The organism is Anaerospora sp. (assembly GCF_032013335.1).
Classification (GTDB): Bacteria; Bacillota; Negativicutes; order Sporomusales; family DSM-15969; genus Anaerospora.
Genome location: NZ_DALZUO010000018.1, coordinates 16901 through 28883, shown reverse-complemented (window position 1 = coordinate 28883; position 11983 = coordinate 16901). Strand labels below are relative to the sequence as shown.

Genomic DNA, 11983 nt, shown 5'->3' with positions numbered 1-11983 from the left:
CTTACAATACTCCCCTAAAATAGTGACCTCTGGTTATATCGCTATTATCGGGTTTTTCCGAACTGTATTGAGTAAATAAATGGTGATTTTCTCCCAACGTCAACAAATCTCGATATAACTTCGTTACTTCTCCCACCTTTTGAGCAGAGCCCTGCTTTGCCTCAATCCGAATACGCTTAATACCCATCCGGGAAAAGCGGGGAACATGAATAGCCATATTTAATTCCTTTGCATTTAATACATGCATACGGCAGTATTGATCAGTTACAACAGGAAATATTTCGTCCAAACGGTCTTTTAACCAAAATCGTCCCTGTAAACAAGCCTGATTGCATTTTCCGGTATGCAATTGCCCCAAATAGCTGCCAACAGTACAATATTCAGAAATCATCATCGTCAGATGACCGTGAACAAGGCACTCCAGTGTCGTATTAGTACGGGCTGCCAGATTCTCAATTTGCGTAAAATTCAATTCCGGCGAAAGGGTCAGACTTTGTACTCCATGATTAGCAAAGAATTCAATGGCAATGCTATTGTAAATATTGAGTGAGAAATCACCATGAACCGGGACCGTGCTGTCTAACTGCTGCAGCATATGCAATGTACCTAAATTTGATATTCCGATTGCATCCGGACGCAGTTCGATAAATAGCTGCAAGTTCCGCTTAATTTCGGCAACTTGCCACTCTTTAATCAGTCTTGGCGTATTTAAAATAATTTTGACATGTTTATCACGGCAGAGCCTTACAGCCTGTGTATAATCATTTGCAGTAAAGGGTAAGTGATGGAAGCTTTCACCGCCGAATAAAATCCAGTCAGCGCCATTATCAACAGCAGCTTTAACTTTATCAAGAGTATCAACGTTCACTGTCAATTGCGTTTGAGCTGCTTGAACAGCCTTATACGTCGGCATAATAACAGCCTTCGGCATCGTAAGCCGCGTGCGGGCAAACCGTACCAGCCGCGCTTCCTCCAAAGCTTCTACCGCATTTCGCCTTGCTTCGTTGATTTCACTTACGGGTACCATAAGCTGCCCGTCAATGCGGCATTCCAGTGACCGCAGCTCAAAAACTGTAGTTCCTAAACGATCAACTTGCTTTGCTATTGTTTCTTCAGTCAAGGGTCTTTTAAGAGCGGGTTCTGCAATGAATGCGGTTTTCGCTTCACCTGTATATCCGTCAGCATCGAGCATTTTGATCACTAATGGGCTGCCAAGTACTGCCTCAACCTGAATATCAACAGGAATACGCCGAACCGCTGCCGGGGCATTAAAAAATGATCTGGCCTGTTCCATGAGTCTGGCATCAAAAGTTTTGAATACCCTGTCACTTACCCGGATACCTGGTCCATGAACAGGTATCGTTACTTCTATGCCTGCTTCTGCTTGTGTTACCGGTTTTCCTTGCACCGTAATTGAGGTAACACTTGTATTAACACGACCGCCAACTTTGACCCAAAATTCAACCATATCTCCAATCGCAAGAGCCTCATCCAGTTTAATGACAGCTGTCTTATCGGCACTGTCATAGGCAATCACACGGCCAATGCGTACGCCCCGGTTATTAGGCCGGCGGTCACTCATCATCTGGCGCCCTTCTTTACGCTGCAAATAGGCCGTTGTAAAGTCACGGTTAAAAATTTGTGCTAAATTCTTTTGCGTTTGATCCGTTACCTGATACGTTTCTTGATTAAGTAAATACGAGTCAATTGCACGGCGATACGTATCCACTACGACTGCCACATACTCTGGCCGTTTCATACGGCCTTCTATTTTGAAAGAGACGATGCCTCCCTCTATCAGCTCAGGAATAAGTTCAATTGTATTTAAATCTTTCGGGCTAAGCAAATACTCACCATTATCACAGTTCTCCAATACATCCTGCCCGTCCTGATTTACTAGCGTATAAGGCAGCCGACAGGGTTGTGCACACCGTCCGCGATTGCCGCTGCGTCCACCAATCAAACTGCTCATCAGGCATTGTCCGGAATAAGAAATGCATAATGCTCCATGAATAAATGTCTCAATTTCAATAGGCGAGTGCTTGCAAATGTACCGGATATCCTCTAATGATACCTCCCGGGCCAGCACAACACGTGTAAAGCCTTGCTGAGCAAGAAAAACTACTCCATCCAAATTATGCACAGTCATTTGCGTACTGGCATGGAGAGCCAGTTTCGGCACAACCCTCTTAGCAATAGAGGCAACCCCTATATCCTGCACAATAATTGCATCAACACCGATATTATATAAGCTGACAAGATATTCTTCCAGCATCCTGATTTCGCTGTCATCGACTAATGTGTTAACGGTTACATAAACGAATACACCACGCAGATGAGCAAAACGAACAGCATCAGCTAACTCTTCATCAGTAAAGTTAGGCGCATAGTGACGAGCCCCAAACGCTTTCCCCCCCAGGTAAACCGCATCAGCTCCACTTTCTACTGCCGCTATGAGCGCCTCCTGGCTGCCTACAGGGGCAAGTAATTCAATCATAAAAATTCTCTCCTTTAAACAACGTCAAAATTGCCGGCGTAATATCAGTTAAACTCCTTATTTGAGCGGCCACTTCCTGGCAACGGCTGCCTATAATAATGGTTGGCACTGGATTACGCGTATGAGTTTTGACGCTTAAATCTTCAAAATTACCATGGTCACTAGTAATAATAATCAACGTATCAGCGGAAGCTGAGCTCTGAACTGCAAGTAAAAACTCATCTAATTGATTTACAACCCGCTCTGCCGCAATCCAATTCTGTTTATGACCATATCGATCAGTTTGAAAGTATTCAAACATCGTAAAATGATGCTGTTCCGCTAACTCTACCAGTCGTCTTCCCGCCTCAGTCGGAGTAATAGCAGATACGCCAGGCATAGCGAATGGTAATAGCACTTCATTTGTTAAATCTTGGCAAACAGCCTGACCCTGCTGCATTTCAGGTAAAGAGCGCAGCCCAATTCCGGCCCCCATAATAACCAGTGTTGTAACAGAGTGCCGCCTTTTTCGCTGTCGCACCAGTTCCTGATAATCTGGTGAGTACATATTCGCTGAGGTTACTTTATAGCCTCGATCCGCAAGCTGGCGCATAATTCCGTGCTCCTGGACGATACCGGCTAGAGCCGGACCAGGAAATCCCGGAATATGCCTTCCCATAACCTGGGCAGCATTAACACCGGTGAAGATGGCAGTTTGACCGGTAGCACTTTGGGGTAAGCCATCAACTCCAAGACATGCATCAGTCGGCACTAAACACACTTCGGGACGATAAACAGTCCCCAGTTCTATTGTTAAATGCTTTTCAAAGAGCTCTTTGAAAAAACGAGGAGAAAAACGGACAAGCGGATTCCTCTTGGCATCATTTTGCCCCAACCCCAATCCATCAATGAAGAGCATCACTATTTTCATTTTATCTCACCCTCAGCATTAGAAAAGACTTGGCTTGCACCAAGTCCTTTTAGGGCGCAGGTGGAAGCCTATAGCGTGCTTATGCACGACAGATCGAAAGTTAAACGTTCTGATAAGATAAAGAAAAAGAAGGTTACCCTCCTCTTTAGTACTTACGTTGATTGTGTCTTTTCAGCCTCTGGAGCTTTCATTACTAAATCCTGCTGTTTACGTAAATGCTCGGCAACAATATTCACATCTTTCATAAGCTGTTCAATTTTTGCAGCTTGCTTTCCAATAGGACTGAGAGGATTATCGTAAATATCCTGAAGATATTTCTCAAAATCACGTCTGGTTAGCGGCTCTGCCTCAGCCATAAGGATAAGTGAAAAAGCACCGCAGCTTTCTAGTCTTGCTACCTTAATATCTTTAATGTTAGTCATGTCCATTCCGGTTTTATGCAATTCCTGCCGTAAGTCATCGTAGTTAAATTGATGCTTTACGAAGTTTTGGGGAAGGATTTTACCATTCTCAATTAAAGTAACCGGCACTCCTTCAAACCATTTACGTAGAGTCGTATTCTTCAATGCCAGATAAGATAACACTTTCTGCAATAGCAGTAAACCAACTAAGCCTTCAGCACCTAATAGAACAGTTTCCGATTTGTCCATTGCGACATTCGCAACAATATCCCCAATGCCTACCATTAACACGAAGTCAAAGGGTGATAACTGGCCTACTGCCCTATTCCCCATGGCACGTACAACAATAAGCGCAACTGCGAAAATGATCGTCATTCTTACAATGACGAGTCCAGCTCCTTCGTAGCCAAACACACTACCACTCCTTTTTATGTTTGTAGTATGAGCAAACATGCGGAGTGGTATTCTCTTATAAAGGTTATGGTTTTTCTTCTTGCAGCATACGCACCATCTGCCGGTAATCTTCCTCAAGGCGTAAGAATTCATCAGCAATATTTAAAGCTGCTAAAACGGCAATTTTAGCAGGTGTTAACGTCGGATTCGCCAAGGCAATCTGCTTCATTTGTTCATTAACCAGCAAGGCAACCCGGCGAATGCGCTCCGGCTCTCCCTCACCCTTTATATTATAGGGTTCTCCGTATATTTCTACAGTAACCTTAGATTTTTTCGCACTCATCGTTTTCACCTATTCAGTATGTACTTTCTATGTCGAATGTATAAGATTCTACTTATTATCTGATTTTCCTGCAATAAAAAAAAGAAAGGCCGTTTATGCTTCGACATAAGCAGCCTTTCCTCCGCGTTTATTTTAGACTTTCCTTTTGTTTGTTTAACTCGCTATTACGATAGCTATAGACGAAATAGACGACAAAGCCAATCGCACTCCATATAAAGAACCGCATCCAGGTTTCTCCTGGTAAATTATACATGAGGTAACTGCACGATATAACGGCAAGAGGAGCAACAATGGAAACTGCCGGGCAGCGGAACGGACGATGCAGATCAGGACGGGTACGGCGTAATACAAATACACCAATAGCAGCCACAACAAATGCAAAAAGCGTTCCAATATTGGTTAACTCCGCAATAATCCCGATAGGAGTGAAGCCGGCAATTAACGCTACGGCTACACCTGCCAGCATAGTAATAACATGGGGAGTACCGTATTTAGGATGGACTTTGCAAATTCCTGCAGGAATAAGTCCATCGCGGGACATCGCAAAAAATACTCTTGTCTGACCATACATCAGTACCAACAGTACTGTGGTGATACCGGCAATCGCTCCGGTTCCAACCAGCGCAGAACCAAGGTTATACCCGATAGCCCTAAGTGCATACGCAACAGGCTCGGCATTATTGAGCTCTGTATACGGAACCACTCCTGTCAGCACAGCTGCAACCGCTATATAAAGGATTGTGCAAACAATTAATGACCCAATGATTCCAATCGGCAAATCCCGATTCGGATTGCGACATTCTTCTGCCGCTGTAGCGACAGCATCAAAGCCAATATAGGCAAAAAAGATGATAGCAGCACCGCCTGCTACACCGGAAAACCCGTAAGGCATAAAAGGAGTCCAGTTAGCAGGATTTACTTTTGGTCCTGCTAAAATTAGAAAAATAAAAACAGCTGCTAGTTTTATAAATACGAGAATTTTATTCAAAGTTGCACTTTCTTTAGTTCCCCGGACAAGTAAAAAGCTCAAAAAGATTGCAATAAGCATTGCTGGCAAATTAACTATACCACCATCAGCCGGAACAGCCGTATAGGCTTTTGGTAATTCAATACCGGCTGATTTTAAGAGTCCTACCATGTAGCCCGACCAGCCCGCGGCTACAGCACTCGAACCTACAGAATATTCCAAAATTAAATTCCAGCCCACAATCCAGGCAATAATTTCACCAAGTGCAGCGTACGAATATGTATAGGCGCTGCCTGCAACCGGTACCATTGAGGCTAATTCAGCATAAGCTAATGCTGCAAATGCGCAGGCAAGACCGGATAAGACAAAAGAAAGCATAATCCCAGGACCTGCATATTTGGCTGCTGCCACGCCGGTAAGTACGAAAATACCGGTACCGATAATACAGCCCACGCCAAGCATGACCATGTCAGAGGCTCCCAGTGTCTTCTTTAATCCTTTCTTCTCAGCACTAGCAATTAATTCATCGATCTTTTTTGTACGAAGAATATTCATATTTTTTCCCCCTCATTAAAATAAACGGGAACACAGCGACTTCTCTTTGTATTATGCACCACGAACAAAATAATAGACCTGCCTAAGGCAGGTCTGATGATAATGCAAGATACTTCGCCCCACGTCCGCCCACGGTTAACAGTTTAACACAAAGTAAAACGGGGGTAAAGTCTTTTTTGTATTTTTCTCGAAGACATTTTATTCTCAATCCCTTAGTTTAGCCGCTAAAGTCTTTTCTAAATGCACAAGTATGTTCTTATGGTGAGTCTCAATTTCCGTATCGGTTAAGGTACGGTCCACTGCACGAAATACTAATGAATAAGCAAGGCTGCGATACCCGGCAGGAACTTGCTCTCCAGTATAAACATCAAACAACTTAACTTCAGCTAAAAGACTGCCTCCATTTTCAGCAATCACTTCCGCCACTTGGCTGGCTGATACACTAACAGGAAGGACTACAGCTAAATCACGGGCAATAGCCGGAAATTTTGGAAGCTGCTCATACTTAGCAATTAAACGGGCTTGCTTTGCCAATGCCGCAACAGGCATTTCAAACATATATACTTTGCGGGTAATGCCAAATGCAGCCTGGACCTTAGGATGAACTTCCCCGACAGTAGCTACTATCTCGCCACCAACAGTAAAGACAGCTGTTTTTCCAGGGTGGAGCGATGGATGTTCCCCTGCTTCTACTATAGGATTATAAATTCCTATTGCAGCCAGTAATTCTTCTACAGCACCCTTGGCATCATAGAAATCGACCATCTGTTGCGGTTGATTCCAGGATACCTCATTGCGACGCCCGCATAAAGCACCGCACAGCATAAGAGGCTCATCCGGTAAATCGACTAACGGTAATTGTCCGGGATGATAAACAGCTCCCAATTCGAAGAGTTTTAAATCTTCATTTTTACGTGAAAGATTTCTTACAAGAACATCCATCATACCGCCTAATAAGGTGGTACGCAGCCAGGGGAATTCATCAGTAATCGGATTTTTAATCTCAATTCCCTGGTATAAAGAACTATCACTTGCAAAGTTCAATTTAGCAAGCGTTGCAGGATGCATAAAACTAAAAGTAATAATCTCAGTAAAGCCGCCGGCAGCTAAACTATTTTTTAGTTTATCTGCAATAGACTGTATATAGCTCTGACTGCCACGAGTCATTCTTCCAGCCGGAGTCGTAGTAGGAACCTTATTATACCCGTAAATCCGGGCTACTTCTTCTGCAATATCAGCAGGTCCCGTTACGTCTGACCGCCATGTTGGTACAGTAACAGTGACTCGCTCCGCTTGAACATCCAGTTCAAATTCCAGTCGCCGCAAAATATCTACCATCGTGGCATGAGGAACATCAGTTCCTAAAAATGCGTTAATTTGTTGCGCCGTAAAGACAACTTGGCGTGGCAATGTCATTCCTGGATAATTGTCAATAATGTCAGGACAAACTTTGCATACTCCCATATCTTCCAATAATTTGGCAGCCCGATCCAAAGCCCGTGTTATGTTTGCCGTATCAACCCCCCGCTCAAAGCGGCCTGAAGCTTCGGAACGCAGCCCTAACGCCCGCGATGTACGCCGCACGCTCACTCCCTGAAAAGCAGCTGCTTCTAAAAGAACAGTCTGGGTCGTAGCAGTCACTTCTGTTGCCAAGCCCCCCATAACACCGGCAATACCGACAGCCTGCACGGCATCGGCAATTACAAGTGTATCCGTACTCAATTCCCGCTTAACGCCATCAAGAGTAGTCAGCCTTTCACCTGGGTTTGCTCTGCGTACAGTAATGCTATGACGGGCAAGCAGGCTGTAATCATAAGCATGCATGGGTTGTCCCATTTCAAGCATAACAAAATTAGTCACATCAACTACATTATTGATAGGACGCATACCTGCGGCCTGTAGACGATGCTGCATCCATACAGGCGAAGGGCCTACTTTTACATTCTGCAAGATGCGCGCAGCAAACCGAGGGCACAATGAGGGTTCATTAATCGTAACACTCGCAAGCGTTACTGCCTTGCCTTCTCCCGCTTCCTGCAAGGCAAGCATCGGCTTTGTAACAGTTTCATTTGTTAGTACCGCTACTTCGCGAGCCAGACCAATAACACTAAAACAATCAGCCCGATTAGGTGTAAGTTCAAACTCCAAAACCGTATCATCTAAACCAAGTGCAGACTGAATATCAATACCGACTGCAGTTTCGGACGGCAGAATATAAATGCCCTCACGCAACTCCGGTGCAATAATCTTTGCATCGAGGTTTAACTCTTCAGCAGAACATAACATGCCTTGTGACATGACTCCGCGGAGTTCAGCACTCACAATTGTCTTGCCACTGGGAAGTTTAGCTCCGTCTAAAGCAACCGGCACTACCTGACCGGCACGCACATTAGTTGCACCGGTAACAATAGTTACTTTACTATTACCAATATTTATTTTGCAAACAGAAAGGCGATCAGCATCAGGATGCGGATTAACCTCCAAAATTTTGCCGGTAATAACATGATGAATATTCTGTCCTAGGCTCTCTACTGACGCCACCGGTATTCCTGCCATAGTTAACTGATCAGCCAGAGCTTCCGGAGCTTGCGTAATGGAGACATAGTCTTTAAGCCATTTTATTGATGCACGCATGTGATATCCTCCTTAAAATTGTCGCAAAAAGCGCAAATCGTTTTCAAAGAATAACCGCAAGTCATCAATTCCATAAACCAGCATAGCAATGCGCTCAACGCCCATGCCAAAAGCAAAACCGCTGACTTGGGCAGGATCATAATTACTTAATTCCAATACCCGTGGATGAACCATACCACAACCTAAAATCTCCAACCAGCCTGTGCCTGAACAAACACGGCAGCCCTGCCCGTTGCACATAACGCAGGAAATATCAACTTCCGCGCTCGGTTCAGTAAAAGGAAAGAAACTGGGACGGAAACGCACACGAACATCATCACCGAATATGTCATGAATAAACAGTTCTAACGTGCCTTTCAAATCAGCAAACGTGATTCCTTTATCAATAACCAAACCTTCTACCTGGTGAAACATCGGCGAATGAGTGGCATCATAGTCCCAACGATACACTTTACCGGGTGCTATAACACGTACCGGAGAATTAGGATCGCCGGACTGCATCGTACGCACCTGTACTGGTGATGTATGCGTGCGCAGCAAAAATTCTTCCGTTATGTAGAATGAATCTTGCATATCGCGAGCGGGATGATCAGGTGGAAAATTGAGCGCCTCAAAATTATAATAATCTTTTTCTACTTCCGGTCCTTCAGCTATATCAAAACCCATTCGCATAAAGGTTTCCTTTATACGGTCAAGCGTTACCGTGAGGGGATGCTTCCCCCCGAGGACGGACCGGCGTCCAGGCATAGTGACATCAATGCGTTCAGAGGCGATTTTATGCGCTAATTCTGCTTGTTTAAGTTCCTCAGCCTTAGCAGCAATTAACTCCTCCAGTTCGGTGCGGATTTCATTAACAATCTGGCCCATACGTGGGCGCATTTCGGCACTTAACGCCCCTAACCCGCGTAAAACAGATGTAAGGCTGCCTTTTTTTCCAAGATACTTTACCCGTTGCTCATTCAGCATGTCCATGTTGGACACTTGTTTCAGCTCTTGCAGCGCTGACTGACGCAAGGACTCCAATTGTTGTTCCATATAATACCTCCTAGTTGCTAATTTCAAAAATAAAAAGACTTTCACCCCTGAAGGGGCGAAAGTCCAGCTTCCGCGGTACCACCCTAAATTACCACTCGTGTTTCCATTAACGCGGAAAAGACGTCCAGCCTACACAAGAAACCTCTTCAGCCAGATGCTCCGGAGCGAACTTCAGCCAGGCGATCCGGATGGCTCTCAATCGGCGGCACATCCTCCCTGTAGGACCGGAACTGGCGTACTCTCTCTGTCATTGCAATGTATATTTCATTAGTGAATCATTAAGCGACGATAAAACATATACGCAGCAATGGAACCGGTAGCTTCAAATACTTTCCAGAATAATTCGGCGGTCACCAAGAAGGACCACACCCTCTCTGCCATAGTTGGAAATTTCAGGTCATTGCTTTAGTAATTATACCATACGAATTTTCAAATTACAAGGCTGCACGCCGCTGCCGCGCAATCTCATAAAAAATTACCGCAGCGGCAGCAGCCACATTCAAAGACTCTGCCTTGCCATACAAAGGAATAAATAAACGGCTGGCAGCCTGATGAAGAAGCGCATCACTTACCCCATTGCCTTCATTGCCAAAAACAATCGCAGTCGGTCCTGTGAGATCAACCTCATAATAGGGTTTAGCAGAAGTTAATGCAGTAGCTATGAGCTGGATTTGAAACTGTGTTAAATATGTTACCAATTCTGCTGTACTTACTTTGCTGATTACCGGCAGATGAAACAAGGAGCCCATTGTGGCCCGAACGGTCTTGGGACTAAATAAGTCAGCACTTCCCGGTGTCATAATGACAGCTGTACACCCAGCAGCATCTGCTGTGCGAATTAAAGCTCCTACATTTCCCGGATCCTGGACATTATCCAGGACGGCAATCAACGGCTGACGGTCTCCAGTCACCCAATTCTTGAATAAATATTCTTTTTTCTTTACAATTGCCATAATGCCTTGCGCCTGATCTGTATCAGTAATTTTGGCATACAAAGTTTCCGAAAGCTCAGCCAAACGGCAATGGCGCTCTTGTAATTGAGTCATTATTTTTTGAACACGTGATTGCTCAAGAGCTTTTTTTGTAACAAGACAAGCGGTAATTTCCCAATCAGCCTGAATTGCTTCTTCCACCAGGCGTACCCCTTCTACCGAAAACACACCTGTTTCATCACGATATTTTTTTTGTTTTAACGATGCAGCCAGCTTAATTAAGCTATTCTGGTTACTTGCAATGACCTCTAGCACTATAATTCCCCCGGTCATGAATTCGAGTAGCGCAACTCTCAGATCGATGTCAAGATTTTTCGCTACTGCAGTAGTTTATCACAATGTGCAAATGAAAACAAATAAATATAAAGCCCGCCTTTTTTCAAGGCAGGCCAATAGTTCAAACTACTTTTGCTATACAATCAAAACACAGCATGTATTTACGAACAGACTCTTTAACCCCTTTTTTTACAGCATTCATGAGATTCACATAGTTTGCAGTAGCACTTCTGCCTAATTCCGATCTCAATGTCTCGGCCGCCGCCTGTGACATATCAGTCGCAATATTAATCTTTGTGATTCCTGAATTAATCGAATGCCGGTAATCATCTTTATGCAGCTTTGAGCCGCCATGCATAACAAGCGGCACATTCACGCTGCTATTTAACTCATTAAGGCGGGAAAAATTCAGTTTGGGGAGACCATGATACCCGCCGTGGCTAGTGCCTACAGCTACTGCCAGCGCATCAACCTTTGTTTTATCAACAAATTCAGCAGCTACTTCCGGTTTAACCAAATTATCCTCTGTTAAATCGCCTATATTGTCATAACAACCAATATAGCCCAATTCCCCTTCGACAGAAATGCCAAGAGAATGGGCTATGCGGGTAATATCCTTTGTGCGTTTTAAGTTTTCTTGCATAGACAAATGGGATCCATCAAACATAACAGAGGTAAACCCCCAGCGAATAGCTCTCATTACCCCTTCATAACTATAGCCATGATCAAGATGGAGTGCAACAGGTATAGAGGATTTTTGTGCGGCACGCACTAAAGCAGCACTTAGCGTTTCTACATCGACAAACTTAAACAATCTTTCTGGAATGCCTAAAACAAGTGGGGTCTTTAACTCTTCTGCAACTTCCAGGACAGCTCCCAGCGTTTCGAAATTGAATACATTAAATCCACCGACTGCATACTTCCTTTTACGGGCATCCTGAAGAAGCTCATGCATAGTAACCAAGGCCAAGATTGACTCC

The 11983-nt window shown here is 44.3% G+C and carries 10 protein-coding genes; all 10 read right to left on the bottom strand.

Annotated features, from left to right (window positions below; all coding sequences use genetic code 11):
- Position 1: 1 nt before the first annotated feature.
- A complete protein-coding gene (locus tag RTR76_RS14150; protein WP_312521754.1) occupies positions 2-2497 on the bottom strand; it encodes a DUF3656 domain-containing protein in 2496 nt (831 codons plus the stop codon).
- Positions 2490-3407, bottom strand: coding sequence for a metalloenzyme (locus RTR76_RS14145; RefSeq protein ID WP_312521753.1), 918 nt, complete (start codon positions 3405-3407; stop codon positions 2490-2492). Before RTR76_RS14145 ends, RTR76_RS14150 begins: the two co-directional genes overlap by 8 nt.
- A 152-nt stretch (positions 3408-3559) precedes the next feature.
- Entirely contained in the window at positions 3560-4222 is a 663-nt protein-coding gene (locus RTR76_RS14140; protein WP_312521751.1) for a YetF domain-containing protein, read from the bottom strand.
- A 64-nt stretch (positions 4223-4286) separates the two neighbouring features.
- Complete coding sequence (locus RTR76_RS14135) at positions 4287-4544, bottom strand: cell division protein ZapA (RefSeq protein ID WP_312521749.1); 258 nt, start codon at positions 4542-4544, stop codon at positions 4287-4289.
- 127 nt (positions 4545-4671) lie between these two features.
- Entirely contained in the window at positions 4672-6066 is a 1395-nt protein-coding gene (locus RTR76_RS14130) for an amino acid permease (RefSeq protein ID WP_312521747.1), read from the bottom strand.
- A gap of 204 nt (positions 6067-6270) precedes the next feature.
- Complete coding sequence (gene pheT, locus RTR76_RS14125) at positions 6271-8700, bottom strand: phenylalanine--tRNA ligase subunit beta (protein ID WP_312521745.1); 2430 nt, start codon at positions 8698-8700, stop codon at positions 6271-6273.
- Positions 8701-8712: 12 nt separating this feature from the next.
- Complete coding sequence (gene pheS / locus RTR76_RS14120; RefSeq protein ID WP_312521743.1) at positions 8713-9735, bottom strand: phenylalanine--tRNA ligase subunit alpha; 1023 nt, start codon at positions 9733-9735, stop codon at positions 8713-8715.
- Positions 9736-10002: 267 nt separating this feature from the next.
- A complete protein-coding gene (locus RTR76_RS20905) occupies positions 10003-10116 on the bottom strand; it encodes a YqzL family protein (protein ID WP_396145152.1) in 114 nt (37 codons plus the stop codon).
- A gap of 53 nt (positions 10117-10169) precedes the next feature.
- Entirely contained in the window at positions 10170-10982 is an 813-nt protein-coding gene (locus tag RTR76_RS14115; protein WP_312521741.1) for an RNA methyltransferase, read from the bottom strand.
- Between the two features lie 142 nt (positions 10983-11124).
- Positions 11125-11973, bottom strand: coding sequence for a class II fructose-bisphosphate aldolase (locus RTR76_RS14110; protein WP_312521739.1), 849 nt, complete (start codon positions 11971-11973; stop codon positions 11125-11127).
- Positions 11974-11983 lie beyond the last annotated feature (10 nt).